This window comes from uncultured Nostoc sp. (assembly GCF_964247315.1).
Taxonomy (GTDB): Bacteria; Cyanobacteriota; Cyanobacteriia; order Cyanobacteriales; family Nostocaceae; genus Nostoc.
In genome coordinates this window covers 24,840-48,818 of sequence record NZ_CAXTTT010000025.1, presented here as the reverse complement: position 1 = coordinate 48,818, position 23,979 = coordinate 24,840, and the positions used below count along the sequence as shown (strand labels likewise).

The window sequence follows — 23,979 nt, the reverse complement described above, 5'->3', positions numbered from 1 at the left end:
ACTGATAATCTCTAATTGTTAAATACCAAGTCATGGGAAAAAAGGTGCATGATGCACGTTTAGTTGCGGCGATGATAACACACCAGATTACACATCTACTTACATTTAATATTGATGATTTTAAACGTTTTTCTGCAATTGTAGTTGTAGATCCGCGCAGTGTTACACCGCAGTCTTAATTATATTGCCAGAGCGATCGCTTTTTTTAACGAACCACAGAAGCGCAGAAGCGATCGCACGGTGAAGATTTTGCAGGCGATCGCTTTTTTAACGAACTGCCAAGACACCAAAGAAGAATAGAGAGGGGATCACCTTTTTGAGATAACTTGGCACGTATGATCATTTTTAAATATACTTATTTTATATTAGTATTGAATATTACTGGGGAGACAATCAACGTGAGCAAATCACAAGCAACTTGGAGTGCTGATGGAAGCCATATTCCTGATATACATCCTCATACCAAAGCCAAGCATCAAATTCTTGAAACATATCTTGAAAATCTTATTTACACACTTTATGGCAAAGGTAGATATGGAGAAACAACGTTTACTTTTGTTGATGGATTTTGTGGAGGTGGTATGTATTGTGATCGGGATAATAAAAGGGAATGGAAAGGATCACCTATTAGAATTATAGAAGCTATTCGCGCAGGCTATAAAAAATCAAAACGCGAGTATGATTTAAATGTTAAATTTATTTTTATAAATAATGATCGAGAACATTTAGATTGTCTTAAAAATTATTCCATGCCAAAGGCTGGTTTAGGCGAGTTAGTTAATGGGCAACCACATGAATTTCAAGGCGAAGTTGGAAAATTAGTAGAAGAGTGTGAATTTATATGTGGCGAATTTGAGAACTTTGTAAATGAAGTTATATTCAAAATCGATCTTCGCAAAGGACACTCATTCTTTTTTATCGATCCCTATGGATGGACTGATGTTTCTATGCAAAGTATTAGAAAAATTAATAACTTAAAGCGAACTGAAATACTTTATACATATATGATTAATTATATTAAAAGATTTGTTTGTGATAGGGATGGGAAAGATAAAGATACATTTAACAGAATCCTAGATGCAGAAGAATACTATCAATTTGATAATTTTAATAGTTTTAATAGAATTGGAGGTCAATGTTATCTCAGAAATGAATCTATGAGATTATTTAGAGATAAGGGTAAAGCTAAATACGTATTTACTTTTTCAATGATTCCTAGAGGTGATATTAGTGTTTTATATTATTTAATGCATCTTTCTCAAAAGCTTACGGCTTTAGAAGTAATAAAAGAAAGTTTTTGGCAAGAAAATAACTTAGATTACCAATATTATTTTGAATTGTATGGGCATGGCTTTAGAACAGCAGATTTTTATGAAGAAAATCAAATGGAATTGAAATTTGATATTACTAAAAATAGCGAATATTTCTGTTTAGAAAAATTAGATAGTCATTTGGGCAATATTATACGTAATAATCAAGACGGAATTATTTTTCATGAGCTTTGTCATCAAACGATGGAACGTAACCCAGCCAGTAAAGAGCATTATACAAGTTATATAAATCTCCTGAGAAATGAAAAAGAAATAGATATTTGGAGAAATGGGGAAATAGTAAAAGGGCGTAAAATTGATTTACATAAAAGTGATATAATAAAGCTAACTAAATATAAACAGCTTTCAATTTTTTAAAATGCTTTTTATTATATCTTAATAACCAAAATAAGGATTTTAGAATTGTAATACTAATAATAAATTCTATAAATAAAAGTGTGCGCTATGTCTATTGTTAAAGGCGTTGAAAAAATTGTTAATCCTCTGCAACAGAGCGCTCTTAACAAAAAAGGGCTATGTGACTATGTGGTTAATGTAGCATCAGGGTGTTTGCATGGATGTACATTTTGTTATGTACCTTCTACGCCTGCAATTAGGACTAAACAAGCGCAATTGCATTCAAAAGGAGTAAGCAATCCTCAAATGGATTGGGGACAGTATTTATTTGTTCGAGAAGAAATACCTGAGCAACTAGAAAAAATCCTGAGTCGTAAAAGGTCTTGGCGTGAAACACCAGCAGGAAAAGGTGTAGTGTTAGTCTGTTCGGGTACTGATCCTTATCAAACTAAACAGACTGCAAATGTTACGCGGGGTGTTGTTGAGGCTTTATCGAGATATAAGAAAAAAATCCGGATTCTTACTCGTGGTCTGTTATGGGTAAATGATATTGATATTCTTAATCGTACTAACGTGATCGTTGGCATGAGTTTACCATACCTAAATGATGAACTCAGTCGCCAGATTGAACCTCAAGCTCCTCCTCCTTCAGAACGTTATAAAGCAATGCTGGCAGGTCATAAAGCTGGGTGTAGGATGTATGTTGCAGTTGCTCCTACTCCTCCAAATATGACTTTAGATGATTTCAAAAGACATTTGGAAAAAATAATGTGTATCAATCCAGAAGTTATATTTTGGGAGCCTATTAATGCTCGCGGAAGTAATGGAAAACGTATGATAGCGGCAGGCTTGGATTTTACGGGTTCCATAAGGCATAAAAAGTCATGGGCGGAATACTTTAAAAGGCAATGGAATGACATTGAAACAGCCGCAAGAGAGCTTGGATGTGAGGATCGGCTTCACATTTGGCCCGATCCTGAACTTAGAGGACTTGTTGATGATGTCAAGCTGGATTATTGGTTGTATAAGCCAACAGTGGAAAAGTGGGATAGCTTGACATCCTTAAAAAAGTAGAGACGCGAAATATCACGTCTCTACTTTTTACACTCTCTCTGTCTCTGTGGTTCGTTAAAGTTGCTTCACTTCCGAAACCAACTTCGCCACCATATCCTTCGCACTACCAAACAGCATCGTAGTTTTATCTTTGTAGAACAACTCATTATCTACACCGGCAAAACCCGTACTCATGCCGCGCTTAATCACAATCGTCTGCTTCGCCCGATCTACTTCCAAAATCGGCATACCATAAATCGGGCTATTTACATCACTTCGCGCCGCCGGATTTACTACATCATTTGCTCCAATTACCAAAGCCACATCCGCTTGTTCAAACTGGGGATTAATATCATCCATGTCGTACAACTGGGTATAAGCCACATTTGCCTCTGCTAGCAACACATTCATGTGTCCCGGCATTCTCCCAGCAACAGGGTGAATGGCATACTTGACATCAACGCCCATTTTTTCTAACTGATCTGACAATTCCCGGACGCTATGTTGCGCTTGAGCAACTGCCATCCCATAACCAGGCACAATTACCACAGAACGGGCATAACCCAACATCATCGCCCCTTCTTCAGGATCGATACTGCGGACAGTTTGATCAGTTGCACCACCACCAGCAGCACCACCACCAGAAGTAGATCCTGTACCAAAAGCACTGAACAGCACACTGAAGAGAGAGCGGTTCATCGCCTTACACATAATTTCGGTGAGGATTAAGCCAGATGCTCCTACTAAAGCCCCAGCGATGATTAACATATTGTTCATCACCACAAAACCAGCAGCAGCAGCCGCCACACCTGACAACGAGTTCAACAGCGAGATTACCACCGGCATATCGCCGCCACCAATGGGGATGACGAACATCACACCCAGCACTAAGGAAACAGCTACCACTCCCAAAAATATGGGTAAGCTATCTGGTGTAATGATTAAATAGGCACTACCTACCAAATAAGCACCGAGAAGCAACAGGTTAAATGGTTGCTGGAAAGGAAATGTAATCGGGGAACCGCTAATTAAACCTTGTAATTTAGCAAAGGCTAAAAAACTACCTGTGAAGGTAACGCCACCGATTAACACGTCCAATAGCATGGAAATATTCACATCTAGAGGTACGGGTGCGCCAGAATCTAATAATCGCCAAAATTCGGCAACGGCGACTAATGCTGAAGCCGCACCACCTAAACCGTTGAGTAAACCCACCATTTGGGGCATTTCCGTCATTTGGACTTTATAGGCAACGATCGCCCCAATTCCCGATCCAATCGCCAAGCCCAACAATATCATCTCGTAGTTCAACACATGCCGATCCAGCATTGTCGCTACAATTGCCAGCAGCATCCCCACAGATGCGATCACATTACCGTTTCGCGCTGTAGCTGGTGAACCCAGCTTTTTCAAACCAAAAATGAATAAGGATGCAGCGACTAAATATGTCAGCTGAATGCCAGTTGGTAAAAAGTCGCTCACGCCTTAATCTCCTTCTTCTTGAACATTTGCAGCATTCTATCTGTGACTAGAAAGCCACCTACAACGTTGACAGTTGCCAATACCACAGCAATCAAACCGAGAATCACTGACACACTTGTGTCTCTAGCACCTGAGGCCACTATTGCCCCAAGTACCGAAATGCCAGAAATTGCGTTTGAGCCTGACATTAAGGGCGTGTGGAGAGTCGGTGGTATTTTGTTGATAACTTCAAAGCCGATAAAAGATGCCAAAACAAATACAAACAAAGCAGCAAGTAATGCCTCTGTCATGAAATCAAAACTCCTTATAGTAATTTGGCTACTAACCTGCTCCAACGCCGCTTAAAGCTTGTAGTGCATCCCGCACGCGTTGATTGCGAATTTCACCAGCGTGGGTAACGCAAGCTGCATCAACGATGTCGTCGCTAAAGTCTACGTGCAAAGCTTTGTCTTTAATTAGCAGTTGCATCAACGATGTTACGTTCTTGGCATACAATTGGCTGGCGTGAATTGGCATCGATGACGGGAGATTGATGGGGCCGATAATTGTCACGCCGTTCCATACAATATCTTTTCCGGGTTCTGTGCAGGCGCAGTTACCACCCTGATCAGCAGCCAAATCTACAATCACTGAACCGGGTTTCATTTGTGCCACCATTTCTTCTGTAACCAGCCGTGGTGCTTGTCTTCCAGGAACTTGGGCGGTGGTAATTACCACATCAGAATTTTTGACGTGTTCGGCGACAACTTCTTGGGTACGTTGTTTGCTAGCCTCAGAAATTTCCTTGGCGTAGCCACCTGCGGCGACGGTTTCTTCGTCTAATTTGACTTCAACGAACTTTGCCCCTAAGCTTTGAACTTCTTCTTTGACGGCGGGACGAATATCAAAGGCTTCTACCACTGCTCCCAAACGTCTAGCGGTGGCGATCGCTTGCAATCCGGCTACACCAGCGCCCATAATAAAGACTTTCGCTGGAGCGATCGTGCCTGCGGCGGTGGTTAACATCGGAAAATATTTCGGTAATGCAGCTGCGGCAATTAATACAGCCTTGTAACCGGCTAATGAAGCTTGCGAGGACAAAGCATCCATACTTTGCGCCCTGGTGGTACGGGGGATCATCTCCATACTCAAAGCTGTGACTTTCCGATTTGCCAGTTGCTGCGCTACAACCGGATTTCCCAAAGGATTGAGGAAACTGACTAAAACAGCTCCTTCCTTTAACAAATCAATTTCTGAGCGTCCATCTTCTCGTTCTTGCGGTGGACTTACTTTCAGCAGAATATCTGTTTCACCCCATAATTTGGCAGTATCGCTGATTATTGTGGCTCCTGCTGCTTCATAGTCAGGATCGCCAAAAAAAGAGCGCTCTCCTGCACCCGCTTCTACCCACACTTCCAAACCTTGTTTTACCAATCGGGCAACGGTGTCAGGAATTAATGCCACACGACGTTCACAAACTTCAATTTCTTTAGCAACTGCTATTCTCATGAAATCTCCTGAAGATAAATACCTAATCTCTGCTAAGTAAGCGATTGTCCAGACGAGGGATGTTCCGCGCTCATAGTACTTAGGCTGGAACATCAGCCATGAATTTTACTTGTAGATTGAACTTTGAATCTTTACCTCTCCCACTCTTAGCTCTCCAGACAAAGCCTGATTTTTTTGTAAAGTTCTGAGCGGAGGTTCCCTCCGATCGGACTTTCGGCTTTGCCGCTCGCAGATGTCATATTTTCAGATAGTTGCAAACAGGGTTACGTATTGCACATCCTAAATTGATTCCCAAATTTTGCATCTTTATCTTTAACTTGTTTTCGGGATTGAGAAATTTTGGTATTCCTTTCTTATAGAGTAATATTGACCGAATTTTGAAAGCTTTATAATTTCCCAATCAAATTTTAATAATTACGACTTCGATTCCAATTCAACTTATTTTAATCAATTTAGCCCAAGTTAACTGGCGATCGCTGATGACATGGATCAAATTTTATAACAAAATTCTCAAGTTTAGATACACTTATACATATTTGTCAACACAATCCAATTCTAGCTGTATTTATATCTAGTTCAAATTTGACCAACTTAGCATCAAATCAGGACTACATAAGGGTAATGAGGTAAGTTCAGTATAGGTTTATGTTGATACTAAGTAATTTTGCTGTTGTCTAAACATCAGGTAAGATGGCACTTTTTTTGGAAATTAAACGTCCATTGGCAGGAAGCCAGTAGTAAAGTTTAGTAAAGAATACTAACACACAGTTATTTTAGATAACAGATTTATATTTTGGTAGAGGAAGCCCAATTATGCGACGTTTACTTTCTGCTTTAGCCGTGACTAGCTTTTTGGTTACTGGATTACCAGCCTTAACTTTGGCGCAAAGCTTACCTGGATTTACGCTCTTTAGCGGCGTCAAACAAGAAAATCAGCTACCCTTCCGGTTAGATTTTGGTGGACAAGCTAATGGTTGGGATCGATACATATTAAAGATTCCAGCCAAAAGAATGAAATTGGCAGTTGGTCAATTTGCCATTACCTACCCTGATTATTACAAAGGAACTTTTGACCAGAAAAAAATTGAAGTCAGAGTCAAAGGAAAAGCAGTTCCGCTTTCTGAGGTGAAGTGGGACAAAGAAGGTAAACTGATTAATATTTTTCCTGAAGAGCCAGTGCCAGCAGGTAGTGCAGTTGAGGTAGTGCTATCTAACGTCAAAAACCCATCCTTCGGCGGAGTTTACTATTTTAACTGTCAAGTGCTCTCCCCTGGGGATGTACCACTACTGCGCTACATGGGAACATGGATTGTGAGCATTACTTAAGAGTAGGGAAAGGGACAAGGAGAAGAACCAATCCCAAATTCGCAATTCCCTAACAAAGTGATACAATTAGAGATTGTGAGTTTTTAGAAAAATCATCTAAGGGGAGAACAATATGAAAAGAACACTGGGCGGTACTAATCGTAAGAGAAAAAGAACCTCTGGTTTTCGCGCCAGGATGCGGACACCAGACGGCAGAAATGTGATTAGGGCTAGAAGAAAAAAAGGACGTCACCGTCTGAGCGTTTAGGGCATATCATCAAGCTAAAAGAGCATCTGTGGCTTTGCCCAAAGCAAATCGGCTAAAATCCCGAAAGGATTTCCAGGCAGTTTTCCGAGAAGGAATTCGGCGTCATGGCTCTTATTTAACATTGAGAGCCTTAAAGCCCTTATGTTCAACAAAACCTCTTTTGGACACTGCCACCCAGACTACACAAGCAATTGACTCAGCACATCTTGCCAGCACGCGGATTGGCATTTCGATTAGCACAAAAGTCAGCAAAAGGGCAGTGGTTCGCAACCGAATCAAACGGCAAATTACTGCTGCTTTACACAACCTGCTGCCAAAATTATCACCAGGATGGCGGCTAGTATTCATTGTCAAACCTACAGCAGCAGAATCTAAGTGCGTAAGCCCACAATTTCTGCAAGAATTAGAGCAGTTGTTGGCACAAGCTGAGGTGTTCGATGGGAATTCGTGAAGATGTTTATTATGAAGGTGGCCCCCATATTGGGGATTTAATTGTCAACCTGCTGATTGGGCTAACCATTGTCGGGATACCATTAACAGTCGGGGCAATTGTCAGGGCATTGTGGCTGCGTTTCCGGATCACCGATCGCCGAATTACTGTTACCGGAGGTTGGCAGGGGCGCGATCGCACTGACATAATTTACTCAGAAATTGTCAAAATCGTCAAAGTTCCCCGTGGCATTGGCTTTTGGGGAGATATGGCGATTACCCTAAAGAACGGCAGTCGTCTCGAATTGCGCGCAATTCCCAAGTTTCGGGAAGTCTATGACTACATCAATGAAAGAATTGCGGCAAAAAATCCCGAATTTAGCGGCACTGCCAATAAGTGATGAGAGCAGGGGGAGCAGGGGAAGAAAAACTATTGGTTATTGCCCAATGCCCCATTTATAATGTGCGGCTATCCGTAGCGAAAGATAGTCGCCGACAGATCGTGATTTAGATAAATTAGATTCAGTTTACAGTACCTCAGGTTGAATTCAGAATAATGGATTTTGGTATCGGCTTTCTCTCGAACAACGTGATGCTGCCAATCATAGACTTTTTCTATGGTATTGTGCCTAGCTACGGATTAGCGATCGTTGCTTTGACACTGATAGTCCGCTTCGCGCTCTATCCCCTGAGTGCTGGCTCAATTCGCAACATGCGGAAGATGCGAATTGTACAACCTCTAATGCAGAAGCGGATGGCAGAAATCAAAGAGCGCTATAAGGATGAACCGCAAAAGCAGCAGGAGGAAATGGTTAATGTCCAAAAAGAATTTGGCAACCCTTTGGCAGGCTGTTTTCCATTACTAGTGCAAATGCCAGTTTTGTTAGCGCTGTTTGCCACTTTGCGGGGTTCGCCTTTTGCAAGTGCGAACTACAGCGTTAACCTGCAAATTCTTCCCGCAGAACAAATCGAACAAATTCAACCGCAAGCCTTTGCCACTGCTCCGCAAAATATTTACGTTGCAGATGGAGAACACGTTAAAGTAGCTGCTATTATTCCTAGCGGAAACAAATTAGCGGTAGGAGAACAAACCAAAATACAGTATCAGACTGTTGCAGGTAAACCATTTCAGGTGCTTTTAGCAGAACACCCAGAAAATAAGCTGATTCCTGATTGGAAAATTACCAAAGGTGAAGATAGGATAAAAATTGATACCCAGGGCAACGTAGAAGCCTTGCAACCGGGAGAAGTTACTATTCAAGGAACAATTCCTGGACTAGCAGCAGAAAAAGGCTTTTTATTCATTGATGCTTTAGGTAGGGTTGGCGCACAAGATGCAGATGGCACAATCCATTGGGATATCGTTGCCATGATCGTCTTCTTTGGAATCAGCCTTTATGTTAGCCAAATGCTTTCCGGGCAAAATTCCAGCGGTGGCAATCCACAGCAGGATACAGTTAACAAAATCACCCCCGTCATCTTTTCTGGGATGTTCTTGTTCTTCCCCCTACCAGCTGGGGTACTGATGTATATGGTGATTGGTAATATTTTCCAGACTGCACAAACTTATCTTCTCTCCCGCGAACCTCTACCGGAGGAACTGCAAAAAATTGTAGAAACCCAGGAGAAACAAGCAGCAGTCACAGAACAAAAAGCATTACCGTTTGAACCAAAAAGTCCTAAGAAAAAGGCGACAGGGGGATCATGAGCGACATTCCGATGCAGCGAGGTCAGCAGTGGTTAAAAACTCTGCTGGAACTCACTGGAATACCTGCTGAGATTCAGGGTCATTTAGAAACTGCTCAATCTCAAGACGGCGATTCCCTAGAAGAACCAGATAACTATTGGTTGACTATTGACCAAACCAATTTGACATCAGAACAAATCCAGTTATTAATTGGTGCTGATGGTTCTGTGTTAGATGCGATTCAGTATCTAGCAAATTCGGTTTTAAACCTTAGCCAACCCCCGGAAGAACAAGCCTCTTATACCATTGAGTTAAATGGCTACCGGGTCAAAAGAGAAGCCGAAATTCGCGCATTAGCAGAAGCAGCAGCCGATGAAGTGCGCTTTTCTGGTAGAGAAGTGGAAATCAAATCTCTTAGTTCTGCTGAACGGCGTCAAGTTCATACCTTCTTGAAGGAATTTGGAGATTTAGAAACCTTCAGTCGCGGTAAAGAGCCACATCGTCATCTGGTTGTCTGTCCAGCTTCGTTGGAAGGAGTTAGGAGTTAGGAGTTAGGAGTTAGGAGTTAGGAGTTAGGAGTTAGGAGTTATGAGTTTAGAGTTAATTGAAAACTCATAACCATATATAATTTCAAAATTTCTCTTATTATTAAGGGATAAAATAAAGATTCACTATCAGTATAATTGCTGGTAATTGAGATAAATTTTAGTGAGGATGTCTCACAAATCCTATGGACGCAATTTATATTCCGCAGCTAACTAGAGCATCGGAGCGAACAGAGGAAGTTCGAGTTAAAGAATTTCTGCCTGGTCTAGAAACGTTAACACCAGTTCGCGGTCATGTGCGCGTGCAACATCATGGCAATTACCTGGAAGTATCCGCTAAGGCAGAAACAATTATTACTTGTACCTGCAACCGTTGCTTGCAGCAATACAATCGCCGTTTAGGGCTTGACACGCAGGAAATCATCTGGTTAGACGAAACTGCAAATCAGCCAAATGATCTGCCCCTAGAAAGGGAAGTGGTTATGGAAGATTTGCTGGAAAGTTTACCACCCGATGGTTATTTTTATCCCAACGAATGGCTATATGAGCAGATGTGTTTGGCAATACCTCAACGCCAACTGTGCGATCGCAATTGTCCAGGTATTCCTGTAAGTAGTACTGTTGATAGTTCTGATACTTCTGATAGTTCTGAAACTCCAGTTGATAACCGTTGGGCTTCTCTGGAAGCACTGAAAAAACAACTTCCAGGATAGTAAGACGCATTACGGTGCATCACTTGTTCACTTTAAGTCTTACAACTTATGCAGTAGTTTACTAGGCTAATCTATGACATTTCCATAGAAACCCGGCTTCTCTAAGAGACCGGGTTTTTTCGGTTTTACTTGGCAAAATAAGTTAAATTGCCAATAATAGAATTAACTTAGTCAACAAATAATACAAAATGTTTATTAAGAAGCTGCAAGTATTTAACTATAAGTCATATCTCGATTCTGGCCTAATGGAATTTTCACCAGGTGTTAATATTATTGTTGGGCGAAATAATGCAGGAAAAACATCTTTACTTGAGGTACTAAAGCTAGATTTTGAAAATCATCCTCACAGAAGTTTAAAGACCTTACCAAATAAACTTTCAAGTCTACAAGAAGAATCGAAAATACAAATTACTTTGCATATTGAAAAGGAAGAATTGCGAAATTTGATAAAAATATCTATTATTGGAATTCCTAGAGCAGCAACTGAAAAGTATTATTTTTTTGCTGATAAATATGAATATGAGCCAAATGATTATCATGACCAATATATGAGCGCTATCGACGAATCTGTGAGATACGCTGTTAGACAATTTAAAGATTTTTTAGAAAATACTGATTTTATACTGACAAGTTTATTTTTGCAGCCTAATCTAAAAATGGAAAATAAAAGTTTAATAAAGTTACTTAATTTTGAATCATATAAACAAGCTTTTAAAAAAGTTTTTTATAAAATTAAATATGATGATAGCGACCAGATAGTTATTGAAGAGACTACTTCTTATTCCGATGAAGACGGCATTGTACAAGAACCTTTTGTTAATTATAGTGGAAAAATTCAAGAAAGCATAGGTTATAAATTATTTGATAAATTTCAAAATCGTATTTATAGATTTCAGGCTGAACGTCTAAATATTGGGATTTGCAAATGTGAGAGCAAAGCTGATATAAACCTAAAATCAAACGCTTCTAATCTTGCAGAAGTACTCTTTATCTTACAGGGTAAAATTCCAGGAATGTTTGCTCAGTTCAATAAATTAGTTTCAGATATTTTGCCGGAAATAAAATGGATATCTGTTGTAATGAGAGATGATACAAATGTTGAAATCCTGGTTTGGAATACAGATAATCTTCACAGAAATGATTTATCACTTCCTCTTTCATCCTGTGGAAGTGGAGTTAGTCAAGTACTAGCCATTTTGTATATTCTAGTTTCTTCTGAAGAACATAGAACGTTGATTATTGATGAACCACAATCTTTTTTACATCCAGGTGCAGCTAAAAAACTTATAGAAACTATTAAACAATTTCCGCAGCACCAATATTTTATTGCTACTCATTCGCCAGAAATTATCGCATCTGCGAATCCATCTACTATTATCAAGCTTCAGTATCAAGATTGTGAAACAACTGCATCAGTAATAAATCCAAAAGAGATAGAGTCACAAAACGAAATTTTAGCTGAACTTGGAGTTAGGTTATCTGACGTTTTCGGTGCTGATAGTATTCTCTGGGTGGAAGGACAAACTGAGGAGATATGTTTTCCACTGATATTGGAGAAAGTTGCAAGAACAACATTAATGGGTATTAAAATTTTATCTGTCAATAGCACTGATGCTCTTTTGGATGGAAAACGCTCTGACCTTGTTTTTGATATTTATCAAAAACTCACAACGGGAGCAACTCTATTTCCGCCAGCCATTGGATTTATATTTGATAGAGAAAGTAAGACAGAAGTTTCAAATAATAATTGGTTATTTAAGATTCATGGTGCAAATATACTTTCAAGTTTATTTCAAGAATTATGTGAGAATAAATTGGAATTTAGAAAGACTAACCACTCTAAAAAGCTTACAGAATGGCTACTTAAGAATAAACCTGATTTCTTGTCTGATCTGGCTGAAGAATTAGGAAATTTTTTACATAAAAAGTAGTTATTTTTATACTGATTATCTAATCCCAATCACCACAACCGAGCGATCGCTCACCCTTGAGGAATATCTTACATAGAGTGATCGCACCACCAACAGCCATGCACAGGCAGATGTTGGTTTTTTAGTTGTTAGAGGTGATACAAACCTGAACAATGAGAGAAGAACAAATAATCACAGCTATATATGAACTTCCGTGAAGAGTTTAAACTGCTGCTACGCGCCCGCTACCCTTTAATTTATATTCCCACTTATGAGGAAGAGCGGGTAGAAGCAGCTATCCGGGAAGAAGCCACCAATCAGGGTAATCGTCCAGTATATACTTGGGATTTTGTCGATGGCTACCAGGGAAACCCCAATGATGTTGGCTTTGGACGACGTAACCCCTTGCAAGCTTTAGAATTTATCGAAAAATTACCAGCTTCCGCACCTGCGGTATTGATTCTACGAGATTATCATCGCTTTTTAGATGATGTAGCGATCGCCCGCAAACTCCGCAACCTGTCCCGACTCCTCAAGTCACAACCAAAAAATATTGTCCTACTGTCGCCACGCATCGCCATTCCTGACGATTTAACCGAAGTGCTGACAGTCGTCGAGTTTCCCTTACCCGCCGCCCCAGAAATTAAAACTGAGGTAGATCGCTTGCTACAAAGCACTGGTAACTCCCTTTCTGGAAAAGTTTTAGATGATTTGGTGCGCTCTTGTCAAGGACTTTCAATGGAACGGATTCGCCGGGTTTTGGCAAAAGCGATCGCTACTCACGGTGAATTGCAACCAGAAGACGTGGATCTCGTTTTGGAAGAAAAGCGCCAAACTATCCGCCAAACCCAAATCTTGGACTTCTACCCCGCCACTGAGCAAATTTCTGATATTGGCGGACTGGATAACTTGAAAGACTGGCTGATTCGTCGAGGAGGTTCGTTTACTGATAGAGCGCGACAGTACGGATTACCGCACCCTCGTGGTTTAATGTTGGTGGGTATTCAGGGAACTGGTAAATCATTAACGGCAAAAGCGATCGCTCATCACTGGCATTTACCTTTGCTACGTTTGGATGTGGGCAGGTTATTTGGTGGTTTGGTGGGTGAATCAGAATCTCGCACTCGCCAAATGATCCAAGTAGCTGAAGCCCTTGCTCCCTGTATTTTGTGGATTGACGAAATAGATAAAGCCTTTGCCGGACTTGGTAGCAAAGGTGATGCAGGAACAGCCAGTCGTGTGTTTGGTACTTTTATTACCTGGCTAGCTGAAAAAAGCTCACCCGTGTTTGTTGTCGCCACCGCCAACGATATTCAAGCCTTACCGCCGGAAATGCTCCGCAAGGGGCGATTTGATGAAATTTTCTTTGTGGGATTGCCCACCCAAGAAGAGAGAAAAGCAATTTATGATGTTCATTTATCCCGATTGCGCCCCCATAACTTAAAAAGTTATGACATTGAAAGGTTAGCTTATGAAACGCCCGATTTTTCTGGGGCAGAGATTGAGCAAACTTTAATCGAAGCGATGCATATCGGATTTAGCCAAAACCGCGACTTTGCTACCGATGACATTTTAGAAGCAGCCAGTCAGATTATACCCTTAGCACGAACTGCCGTAGAGCAAATTCAGCAACTCCAAGAATGGGCTGCTGCTGGGAGAGCGCGTTTAGCATCCAAACACAGTCCTTTGAGCGAACGCCTCCGGCGCACTACGTGAACCCCAAAAAAATGTAGAGATGTAGCAGTACTATGTCTCTACAAGGGATCTCGATAACGCATATTTAATTTCACTAGATATCTATTCAGCATAGCTACAATAATGAGTTAGTCAAAAGTCAATAGTTAATGATGAATTATTATGGACTATTGATTCTTATGCTGATAGGTTACTTACTTCTTTACTTGTAATCCGTGAGAACCAGTTCAACACTACTCTCCTCAATGGGGGAAATACGCAGATGACTGGCTCACCTTGACTCTTGATAATCAGGTTTTAATTATGTTGTCTGGCTTTACAAAGTTTATACTGGGGTTTTTCTTAGCGATCGCTGTGCTAATAGGTGGCGGTGCTGCAATTGCACTCTATTTTATGAATCGCACTGGCGTACCCCCCGCCAAACCCGTTTTTTCCAACGATAGTCCCTCGGTGAAAGCCCAAGCTCCAAAAGTAACTGAGCCTGGAGGAGGTAAATCTACTCGTACACCTGGGACTCAGGCTCAATCATCTCCAAGCTCAACCTCTACTCCCACAGAATCACCAAAGGCGACACCATCATCAAAACCATTGCCAGCGGGAGCTTACCGAGGACGTGTTAGTTGGGCTGAAGGCTTGAGTTTGCGATCGCAACCAAATCAAGAATCTGAAAAGATTGGTGGAGTTGGTTTTAATCAAAAAATTATTATTTTGTCAGAAAGCGACGATAAAGCTTGGCAAAAGATCCGTTTGGAAGGTAGCGAACAAGAAGGTTGGGTGAAAGCAGGTAATACTGAAAAAGTTAATGAACAATAGGCATGGGGCATTAGGAGTGCTGAGTGCTGAGTTAGGAGTTAAGAGTTAAGAGTTAAGAGTTAGGAGTTTTGTTTACCCCCTTGTCCTCTTGTCCCCTTGTCCCCCTATCTCCCTCATCTCCCTCATCTCCCCACTCTCTGCTCCCCACTCCCCAGGATACTTACTTAAAAAGAATCATACGAAAAGTAATTATTACACAGGTAAGTGGTATACTTTTTTCTAGTCATCAACTTGAAAAAAGCAAGTGAAAACAGGGGTAGCTAGCCATTTAATCAAGCTTGCCTCAGTCTACGAGGCATCCGAAAGCATCAAGGTTGTTCCTATCGTAGTTAATTTCAAATTTTTAAATTGGAAAAAGTTATCTAGCAGCGTTGCAATGCGTTTTTTGTCTGTGGCTGTGATTACGGGGCTTCTAAGTATTGCTGGACAAGCTTTAGCACTTCAGAAAATAGGAAGTAACGGGCCTGAAGTTAGCAGTACCCAAAGATGTTTAAAAAAGTTAGGCTATTTTAATGGCCCGGTGACAGGTAAGTTTGCTGCCTTGACTAAAAACGCTACGATCAAATTCCAGCAAGCCAATAGAATATCTGCTGATGGAGTTGTGGGTATAAGTACTCAACGAGCCTTGCAACGAGCGTGTCAAAGTAGAAGTTCTAATAGAAATATCGGTGGCGCATCGCGCTCGCCAGTTGGTCAATATCCTACTCTTTCTCAAGGCAAAACTGGTGCAGCCGTCACAAGATTACAACAGCGTCTACGGCAGTTAGGCTACTTTAATGCTAATCCGACTGGGAATTTTGGACGAATTACTAAAGATGCTGTAATTGCATTCCAGCGAAATTATCGCATAACTGCTAGCGGGATTGTGAATCGACAAACTTGGAACGCACTAATGGGTTATTCTCCGACTTCAAACAGATCGAGTCTTTCCACTCAACAAGTTAGAGAACTCCAAGTGCGTTTGCGGCAGCTAGGTTATTTAAATGCTGATGCCACTGGGAATGTTGGCCCAATGACTAGAGAAGCTGTAATTGCATTCCAGCGAAATAATGGACTACCTGTTGATGGCATTGCTAATGTCCAAGTTTTGGACTCAGTGCGTAGAGTCTCCACAGGTGGTATTCAACAACCAGGTAGAAGTTATCTAACTGTAGGCGATCGCGGAGAAAATGTCAGATTAGTTCAAGAGCGTTTGGTGCAGTTGGGTTTCTCTAATACTAATCCTGATGGACTTTTCAACAATTACACCAGACAATCTGTGATTGCATTCCAGCAATCTTCTCGAATTAATTCTACTGGAAATGTAGATTGGCAAACTTGGGAAGCATTGGGGTTGAATGGTTCAACTGGGGGCAATTATACTCAAAATAATAATTATGTATTAGCTGACACTAATCGCTATGCATTACCTCCTGCCAATGACTATGTAGTACCTGTTACCAATGGCAATACATTAGTTGCTAATAATCCTTACAGAGTAATAATTCCCATTTCCAGTAATGATACTCTGAGTAAAGTGCAACAATATATACCCAATGCTGTCACAGAGCAATCCAATTTAGGGGATTATGTGAATGCTGGAGCATTTAGCGATCGCGCCCAAGCAGAAACGCTGACGAAAAAGCTCCGCTCGTTAGGTCTTGATGCACGGGTAAAATACAATTAACTAATTCGTAATTCGTAATTCGTAATTAAATTGACAAGCTTAACTGCGAACCTTCTTGAGTTTTATTCACTTCAATCCTAGCTTGGAAAGCTTCTTTGAGGTGGGGCATGTGGGTAACGGTGAGGATGCAGGCGAAATCGGAGGCGATCGCATTAATCGCAGCAATCAAGCGATCGCATCCTTCGGCATCCTGTGTACCAAAACCTTCATCCACAATCAACAATTGCAACGCCGCCCCCGCCCGTTGTGCTAATAGTTTTGCCAAAGCCAAACGGATGGCAAAGTTAATTCTAAAGGCTTCTCCACCTGAGTAAGTTTCGTAAGCTCGTGTTCCTCTAGAATCGGCGATTAAAATATCTAAGGTGTCTATCAGCTTGGCATTTTTCTTGGTTGATTTAGCACTGCGCCCAGCTTTTTGTGTAATAAATTGTACATGAAACTGATTACCACTCAGCCGCGAAAGTAGTTGATTTGTCTCGGCTTCCAGTTGCGGCAACACATTCTCAATCATCAATGCTTGGATACCATTTTTACCAAAGGCTTGCGCTAATTCCTGGTAAACACGATATTCTTGCTTACAAGATTGTAATTGCTGCTGCTGTTCTTCATACTGAATTTGCAGCGTTTCCAGTTGATGCGCCAGCTGTTCTAAACGCCCTAACTTGGCTATTTGCTCATCGAGTTGCCGTCTGCGGATTGCTAACTGCTGCTCTAAAGTTTGAATTTGGGCAGATGGGTTAGCTGTTGCTTGTAGTTGCTGAATAATGCTTTCGATTTGTCCGCCGAGTTTTTGGCGCTCCGTTACTCTGGCGCTTCTGGACTCCTCTAACTCTTGCAACCTCGTCTGGAGTTGGGGATACTGTTGCTGGGCTGATAGCAGTTGTTGATACCGCAAATGCCAAGATTGAGCTTTCTTTGCAGCCATACGCAGATTGTTGTGCTGCTCAGAACTGTAGCCAATTTCAGTAATGTGACGCTCAAGAGCCGCGATTTGTTTAGCACATTCAGAATCAATCTGATCTTGCTGGATTCTGGCTTGTAATTGGGCAATACTAGCTTGAAGTTCTGGTTTTCGGGCTAATAGTTGCGCTTGTCGCTTAGTTGCATCTTTAATTTGCCCTTGTTTAATTTCTGCCCATCGCCACCGTTCAACTTCACTCCGGGCGAGGGCGTGGTCTTGTTCATTATAATTAACTTGTTGCAAGTATTGCTCTAGCTGCTGGAGCTCGACTTGTTTATCGGGAGCGTAATCACCAGCTTGGAGCGATCGCTCTAAATGCTGTTTTTCAGCAGCAATTTGTTGTAACTGTTGTTGCACATCAGTTGTCGCTTCTAACTGTGCTGCTAACTGTCCCCGCTGTTCGCGTAAACCATCGTAGCCCGCCAATTGTTGGGATATGTCGCGATATTCCTGCCTGAGTGTCTGAATTTCTTTGTCAGACACAGCCAATTGTTCTCGCACTACCCAAAACTGTCCTTGAGTATCCTCTAACTCAATTTGAGTTTTTTCCACTACCCGACTCCAATGATGTTCGTCTAAAGGACGCTCACATAATGGACAAAGTGCTTCAGGATTTTGCAGCATTTGCAATTTTTGCTCTAATTCTCCCAGCAGTTTTTCATAGTCTCGTTGATGAGCTTGCAGACGTTCGATAAAGTGTCGCCTTTCTTGCCCTTTTTCTTGGACTCGTTGCAGATAAACTCGCTTTTTCTCCAGTTCCTCAATCTGAATTGCCACATCCATCACCGCTTGTTGCAGTTGCGGTTGGCGACTGTGCTGGCGTTGCAATTGGTTTTCAGTACTTTGGAGTTGTTCAAGTCGCGCTACTAAACCAGCATGAGTGCGATCGAGTTGGCTTTGTAAAGTTGCTCGTTGTTGCAACAAGGGAGTAACTTGCATTTGCAGTTGATCTAAACGAGCAACATGGTGACGAGCTGCGGCTAGTTGTGATAAAGCGGCTTCTACTTCACCCGACTTAGTGAGAGTTTGCTGAATGTCTCGCTCTTGTTGCTGCAAAGCTTCTAGCTGCGCTTGGGCTTGTTGCAGTTGCCGTTCGATTTCGTGAATTTGTTTGGTAAGCTGTTGTTGCTTTTGTTGGCGATTCTGCCCAGCGCGGGTGTACTCTTCAAATTTGACAGCAAAAGCTTCTTCTTGAGATTGTAGACTTTGATATTGGGCGTATCCAGCTTTAATTTCAGCTTCTTGGTGTAATATTTTTTCTAAATCTGATAGCTGAGAGCCAATAGCTGATTGTTCTTGTTGGAGGCGATCGCAATCTTGTGTAAGATTTTGGTATTGCTGCTTTATAAAATTAAGTTGTTGTTCCCAATTTTGGCGCTGGTGCTGGATAACTTGCAAACTTTGTAATTGAATATTATCAAAAGCTTGTACCTGTTGCAGTTGGTTGAGTTCGGCTTCCAATTCCACTCTTTGCGCTTGGGTGATCTCGCGTTGTTGCAGCTGAATTTTTATCGACTCCAAAGAACGCTCTAACTCTAGTGCTTGGGCTTTGAACTGACGAGAAGATTCCTTTGCTCGTTCTTCCAAGTCATCATACTGATTGAGTTTCAACAACTCCGCTAAAATTTCTTTGCGTTCCGTGGGACGCTTGAGCATGAATTCATCTGCACGACCTTGACGTAAGTAGGCAGAATTAATAAATGTATCGTAATCAAGCTTGATGTGTTCTAAAATCAAATCCTGTGTTGCTCTTACCCCTTTGCAAGTGAGTGAGCGAAACCCAGATGGTATTTCTATTTGAAATTCGAGGACACTAGTACCTCCCCGAATTCGGGTACGAATCACCCGATATTTTTGCTGGTTACTTTTGAAAGTAAAATCAACCCGAACTTCTTTCGCACCAGAATAGATGACATCATCTTCAGCAGTGGCGCGGCTTTCACCCCAAATTGCCCAAGTGATTGCTTCTAAAAGAGAAGATTTACCCGCACCATTGGAACCACAAATACAAGCCGTATGCAAACCGCCAAAATCTAAAGTTGCATCACGGTAACTGAGAAAGTTTTTGAGGATAAGTTGTACTGGGATCATTCAGGCTATAGCGCCACATCTACTTTTAATTATTAACAGTACAGATGCACTGTTTGTTAGTTTAGCTATCCAGATATCAGGTTTCTAGTCTTGAAGACATCAATTTTACAAAAATTTACAATTATCTGAGTGAATTTTTTTTGTTGCATAAAAAAGTTTTACTGTCTTCGGAGAAAAATGAAACTTATCTGGAGGCTTTTGTTATTTTTTTCTGTTGAGCGAGAAGAAAACATTCTTATTTGATTTGTGAGAATTAAAAGTTATAGATCCCTGACTTCTTAAAGCTTGTCAGGGATCTTCTCTCTTAGGAATTATTTAGGATTGTGATAGTCGCCAAGAGAGAATTTGTCATTGGCTAGTTGCGATCGCTATCATTTAACCTTGACCGAGGTATCAACAATCCAATATATGTACCGACAGCAAATTTGGTTAAATCTAGAAATGGAGGGCGACTCTTCTCATCGATAACTGCGAGAGTGAGAGAACCAGTTACCATAATCAGTGTTACAACGGCCAGCACTTCATCTCTTGAAGGAAACTTCTTGGATAACATTGACTCCCTCCCAAATTGTTTGAATCACTACATCCATACTTTGACAGGTGAGTGTTTGTTCTAGGCTTAAATACAGGTTTGTGATATGAGTGACTTGTGTATGCGATGAGCTTGAATTGCCAATTTGGCAGTTAGAATCAGCAAAAGTGTAGTGGTTAGCTTATGTCCGGGCGATCGCTTTCCTGTTCTCCAGAAGGTATCCAAAAAGCAAAAAGAGCTTTAATTCGTTATTCCTTAACTCAAAAGGCATTAGCTAAAGAGTTAAAAGTAACTCGCCAGCCGATCGGAAAGTTTTTTACAGGTAAACCTGTTGACCGCAATCTCTTTGTCCAGATTTGCGACAGGCTAGATTTAGAGTGGGAAGAAATAGTTGCTGAACCAGCCAGTGAACCAGAGATTAATCAAGATAACAGCATTGATATTGATGCGATCGTGCAAGCAGTACGCGAAAAAATGAAACCCCTCATTCAAGAACGCTGCGGCACAATGCGAGTGCTAGATATGACTCAGCCCATTGGGTTGAATGACATTTACACCAACGTTAATATCCTGGAAAAAATCACTGGGCGACAACGGCTAGGAATTGATGAATTATTGCAACAGTATACTAGCGAAGATTTTGACCGCTTTGGACTGGGCAGAATTACTCAAAAACGAGTACTAGGACTAGAGGCAGTAGAAAAATATCCTAAGTTGATGATTTTGGGTAAGCCAGGGGCAGGTAAAACTACGTTTTTGAAGTATTTGGCAATTCAGTGTATTGAAGGTGAATTTCAGGGTAATTGCGTGCCAATTTTTATCACACTCAAAGACTTCGCTGAAGCCCTAAATCAACCTGGATTATTGGAATACATCAGTGAAAATGCCCTAAATCACGTTTCTGCAACAAGTAACATTTTTGAGACGCAATTTATCGCGTCTATTCAAAATGTGATAACTCACGGTAAAGTATTACTTTTACTCGATGGCTTGGATGAGGTTAGAGAAGAAGATAACAGCCGTATATTAAAGGAAATTCGTGAGTTTTCTGACCGTTTCCCAAACAATCACTTTGTAATGACTTGCCGGATTGCAGCACGTGAGTATACCTTTGAAAAGTTCACGGAGGTTGAAGTTGCTGATTTTGACGATGAGCAAATTGCTAATTTTGCAAAGAATTGGTTTAAGAATAAAGCTATAAAATCAGAGACTTTTATTAAACTCCTCAAAGACAATAACCGAATTCAAGAACTCGCTATAAGTCCGCTCCTACTAACACTGTTATGTTTAGCATTTGAAGAGTCAGGAGATTTTCCAGCAAATCGTTCTGAGCTATACAAAGAAGGAATAGATACGCTATTAAAAAAATGGGATGCAAAGCGGGGAATTCAGCGCGATCAAGTTTACAAAAAGCTGTCAGTCCAACGTAAAGAAGATTTACTCAGTAAAATTGCTCTGGCTACCTTTGAGTTAGGTGACTATTTCTTTAAACAAAAAATAGCAGAACAATACATTACAGAATACATCCGCAATTTACCCGGTGCTAATACTGATGAGGAAGCATTGCAATTTGATAGCGAACAAGTTTTGCATTCAATTGAGCATCATCATGGACTTGTTGTAGCCAGGGCAAAAGGTATTTACTCTTTTTGTCACCTTACATTTCACGAGTATTTCACTGCTAGAGAATTTGTGGTTGTCAGACAATCATCAGAAGAGGCGCTGCAAAATCTTGTTAGCCACATGACCGAGAAACGTTGGCGAGAAGTCTTTTTGCTAGCTGTTGGAATGTCACCAAGTGCAGATCGATTATTGCTGTGTATAAAAAAGAAAATTGATGCGAGTCTGGCTGATGAGCAAAAGTTGCAACAGTTTCTTATATGGGTAAGAGAGAAATCTATTTCCGTTGAGGTTTCCTACAAACTAGCAACAGTTAGAGCTTTTTACTTTTCCCTCTCCTTCTTTCGAGCCTTCTCCTTTTCCCGAGTTGTTTCCCTCTCCCGAACTCTCGAAGTCTCCCTTCCTCTCAACTTCGACCTTGACCTCGACTTTGAGCTATGTCGACCAGTCAACCTCTCTCTCGATCTCAATCTCTCTCAACTTCTCTCCAGAACCCTTAACTCAGAACTCAAGTATTCACTGCAACAACTTCAAGAGCAACTACCAGACGGAAAAGACTGGAAAAAATCTCAGAAATGGTGGTTAGATAATATGCAAGCTTGGAGAGAGGAATTGAGAGCAGTAATAATTAAACATCGTAATGTTGGTCATGATTGGCAGTTTAGCGAACGGCAGAAGGAGTTACTAAACCAGTACCACAATGCTAATTTGTTACTGATATCTTTCCTAAATAGCGATTGTTATGTCAGCCGTGAAGTGCGACAGCACATAGAAGATACTTTGTTATTACCGATCGCAGAGATTAAACAGCGTCAGCAGCAATCTTAAATACACACATAGCAAATACTAAATCATTCGTTAAGAAAGCAAAAATATTTTCCAATTTCTAGCAAATAAATCTATAATGAAAGTATAGAGTTCGCAGTCAGCCTATTCGCTTCTATTCGATGACTGAAGATATGTGGACATAAATAATAAAACAGCATTCTGGAACAAAATAATACTCATTTTGCGTCTTATGAGTGTCTCGCTTCTAATTTTAGTAACGCACATTAGCAGGATACAAATTCTGAACAACGATGTCTAGGACGGGCTACACCTGCGCGATCGCACAGACTTCCCATCATAATAAGTGCTTGTATACGCCTATAGACAGGTTTAAAAACAGTCAGAAACAAACTCAGTGAATCCTCGTCATTAAATACATCACATACATAAAGGACAACCCTTTTATGACTCGCATACATCAATGGAAATCTGGTACTGCTGCACTTATGGCAATGGCGGTTACTACAACCGTCATTAGTCCCCTATTGAGCTTGGCTCCTGCTAATGCACAATATAGAATTAACCAAGACAGAATTGGACAATACGGAAACGTTACCATTCCTTCTGGAGTTGCTTTTCCTGTCACCTACGATAAAGAGACAATTACTATTGCTCCTGGGGAAAGTAAATCTCTAACCTTGAGAATAGCCAACGACATTATCGATAGAAATAGAAATGTTTTAATTCCTGCTGGTACTAAAATAAATGGACGGCTAGAACCTGTTGACTTAGATGGTTATTCTAGAGATAGAGATGATAACCAAGGAAAAGGCGTAAGGTTTGTCGCTCAAGAATTAGAATTTTCTAACGGTCAGCGTCAGTCGATTAATGCAACTTCTCGGACATACACCACAACTCAAAGAGTTAAACAGGGGCCCAACACCAGTCAGGTTTTAACTGATGCAGCTATTGGTGGGGGTGCTGGTGTTTTAGGTTCACTAATTACTGGCAACAACAGAATTGACGATTTAAAACCTGTTATTGGTGCGGCTGCGGGTGCAGGTGCGAGTGTGCTTTTGCGGAACAAAGAAAGAGATGCTTTTGTCCTCAGACCTGAACAGGATTTAAGGCTCACACTGAATTCTAACTTGAATTTAGTACCACAATCCCGCTACTAGATTTAACTTCATTCAAGTTGTGAATTTAATCATCCCTGATATGCGATCGCCACTTTAACTAGAGTGTGCGATCGCCTTTATTTTTAACCCTAAAAAATTTTATTGAAC

21 protein-coding genes are annotated in these 23,979 nt (G+C 41.0%); 16 read left to right on the top strand and 5 right to left on the bottom strand.

The annotated features are described in order from the left end of the window. The first annotated feature begins 159 nt into the window (after positions 1-159). The 3 genes from ACFE93_RS10140 to ACFE93_RS10130 all read left to right on the top strand — a co-directional run bounded on the left by ACFE93_RS10140 (position 160) and on the right by ACFE93_RS10130 (position 2,741). On the top strand, positions 160-300 hold the full coding sequence (locus tag ACFE93_RS10140; RefSeq protein WP_375473170.1) for a hypothetical protein: 141 nt from the start codon (positions 160-162) through the stop codon (positions 298-300). Positions 301-398: 98 nt separating this feature from the next. Further along, entirely contained in the window at positions 399-1,688 is a 1,290-nt protein-coding gene (gene tcmP, locus ACFE93_RS10135; protein ID WP_375473169.1) for a three-Cys-motif partner protein TcmP, read from the top strand. 87 nt (positions 1,689-1,775) lie between these two features. Further along, positions 1,776-2,741, top strand: a complete 966-nt coding sequence (locus ACFE93_RS10130; protein ID WP_375473168.1) for a radical SAM protein — start codon at positions 1,776-1,778, stop codon at positions 2,739-2,741. Between the two features lie 54 nt (positions 2,742-2,795). Here the strand turns inward: ACFE93_RS10130 and ACFE93_RS10125 are convergent, their stop codons facing one another. The 3 genes from ACFE93_RS10125 to ACFE93_RS10115 are packed head-to-tail and all read right to left on the bottom strand — an operon-like array spanning position 2,796 to position 5,690. Then, positions 2,796-4,202: an NAD(P)(+) transhydrogenase (Re/Si-specific) subunit beta gene (locus tag ACFE93_RS10125; protein WP_375473167.1), complete on the bottom strand. Its 1,407-nt coding sequence runs from the start codon at positions 4,200-4,202 to the stop codon at positions 2,796-2,798. After that, complete coding sequence (locus tag ACFE93_RS10120) at positions 4,199-4,492, bottom strand: NAD(P) transhydrogenase subunit alpha (protein ID WP_322710495.1); 294 nt, start codon at positions 4,490-4,492, stop codon at positions 4,199-4,201. The genes ACFE93_RS10125 and ACFE93_RS10120 overlap by 4 nt, the downstream gene beginning before the upstream one ends. 31 nt (positions 4,493-4,523) lie before the next feature. Beyond that, positions 4,524-5,690, bottom strand: coding sequence for a Re/Si-specific NAD(P)(+) transhydrogenase subunit alpha (locus ACFE93_RS10115; protein ID WP_375473166.1), 1,167 nt, complete (start codon positions 5,688-5,690; stop codon positions 4,524-4,526). Between the two features lie 813 nt (positions 5,691-6,503). Here ACFE93_RS10115 and ACFE93_RS10110 point away from each other — a divergent pair. The 11 genes from ACFE93_RS10110 (at position 6,504) to ACFE93_RS10060 (ending at position 16,721) form a co-directional block, all read left to right on the top strand. Next, positions 6,504-7,016 (top strand): DUF2808 domain-containing protein, encoded by a 513-nt coding sequence (locus ACFE93_RS10110; RefSeq protein WP_375473165.1) that lies wholly within the window; start codon positions 6,504-6,506, stop codon positions 7,014-7,016. A 112-nt stretch (positions 7,017-7,128) separates the two neighbouring features. Next, complete coding sequence (gene rpmH / locus ACFE93_RS10105; protein ID WP_334918028.1) at positions 7,129-7,263, top strand: 50S ribosomal protein L34; 135 nt, start codon at positions 7,129-7,131, stop codon at positions 7,261-7,263. A 28-nt stretch (positions 7,264-7,291) separates the two neighbouring features. Beyond that, a complete protein-coding gene (rnpA, locus tag ACFE93_RS10100; protein WP_375473164.1) occupies positions 7,292-7,714 on the top strand; it encodes a ribonuclease P protein component in 423 nt (140 codons plus the stop codon). Further along, on the top strand, positions 7,701-8,093 hold the full coding sequence (locus ACFE93_RS10095; RefSeq protein WP_375473163.1) for a PH domain-containing protein: 393 nt from the start codon (positions 7,701-7,703) through the stop codon (positions 8,091-8,093). Before rnpA ends, ACFE93_RS10095 begins: the two co-directional genes overlap by 14 nt. Positions 8,094-8,248: 155 nt before the next feature. Next, positions 8,249-9,400, top strand: coding sequence for a membrane protein insertase YidC (gene yidC / locus ACFE93_RS10090; protein WP_375473162.1), 1,152 nt, complete (start codon positions 8,249-8,251; stop codon positions 9,398-9,400). Next, positions 9,397-9,927, top strand: coding sequence for a protein jag (locus tag ACFE93_RS10085; RefSeq protein WP_375473161.1), 531 nt, complete (start codon positions 9,397-9,399; stop codon positions 9,925-9,927). The genes yidC and ACFE93_RS10085 overlap by 4 nt, the downstream gene beginning before the upstream one ends. 182 nt (positions 9,928-10,109) lie before the next feature. Then, the gene (locus tag ACFE93_RS10080) at positions 10,110-10,637 is read left to right on the top strand and encodes a DUF177 domain-containing protein (RefSeq protein ID WP_375473160.1); all 528 of its coding nucleotides are present in this window, start codon (positions 10,110-10,112) and stop codon (positions 10,635-10,637) included. A 188-nt stretch (positions 10,638-10,825) separates the two neighbouring features. Beyond that, positions 10,826-12,568 carry an AAA family ATPase gene (locus ACFE93_RS10075; protein WP_375473159.1) on the top strand — a complete coding sequence of 581 codons (1,743 nt, stop codon included), beginning with the start codon at positions 10,826-10,828 and terminating at the stop codon, positions 12,566-12,568. 183 nt (positions 12,569-12,751) lie between these two features. Beyond that, the gene (locus ACFE93_RS10070; protein ID WP_334852993.1) at positions 12,752-14,263 is read left to right on the top strand and encodes an AAA family ATPase; all 1,512 of its coding nucleotides are present in this window, start codon (positions 12,752-12,754) and stop codon (positions 14,261-14,263) included. Positions 14,264-14,545: 282 nt separating this feature from the next. Continuing rightward, positions 14,546-15,055 (top strand): SH3 domain-containing protein, encoded by a 510-nt coding sequence (locus tag ACFE93_RS10065; protein ID WP_375473158.1) that lies wholly within the window; start codon positions 14,546-14,548, stop codon positions 15,053-15,055. A 244-nt stretch (positions 15,056-15,299) separates the two neighbouring features. Next, on the top strand, positions 15,300-16,721 hold the full coding sequence (locus tag ACFE93_RS10060; RefSeq protein ID WP_375473157.1) for a peptidoglycan-binding protein: 1,422 nt from the start codon (positions 15,300-15,302) through the stop codon (positions 16,719-16,721). Between the two features lie 25 nt (positions 16,722-16,746). Here ACFE93_RS10060 and sbcC read toward each other — a convergent pair whose 3' ends face one another. After that, positions 16,747-19,773, bottom strand: a complete 3,027-nt coding sequence (sbcC, locus tag ACFE93_RS10055) for an exonuclease subunit SbcC (RefSeq protein ID WP_375473156.1) — start codon at positions 19,771-19,773, stop codon at positions 16,747-16,749. A gap of 355 nt (positions 19,774-20,128) precedes the next feature. Next, complete coding sequence (locus tag ACFE93_RS10050; RefSeq protein ID WP_375473155.1) at positions 20,129-20,326, bottom strand: hypothetical protein; 198 nt, start codon at positions 20,324-20,326, stop codon at positions 20,129-20,131. A 162-nt stretch (positions 20,327-20,488) separates the two neighbouring features. On the opposite strand from ACFE93_RS10050, the gene ACFE93_RS10045 reads away from it, so the two are divergent. Both ACFE93_RS10045 and ACFE93_RS10040 read left to right on the top strand, forming a co-directional pair. Beyond that, a complete protein-coding gene (locus ACFE93_RS10045; protein WP_375473154.1) occupies positions 20,489-22,753 on the top strand; it encodes an NACHT domain-containing protein in 2,265 nt (754 codons plus the stop codon). Positions 22,754-23,157: 404 nt separating this feature from the next. After that, a complete protein-coding gene (locus tag ACFE93_RS10040; RefSeq protein WP_375473153.1) occupies positions 23,158-23,871 on the top strand; it encodes a conjugal transfer protein TrbI in 714 nt (237 codons plus the stop codon). Positions 23,872-23,979: the final 108 nt, after the last annotated feature.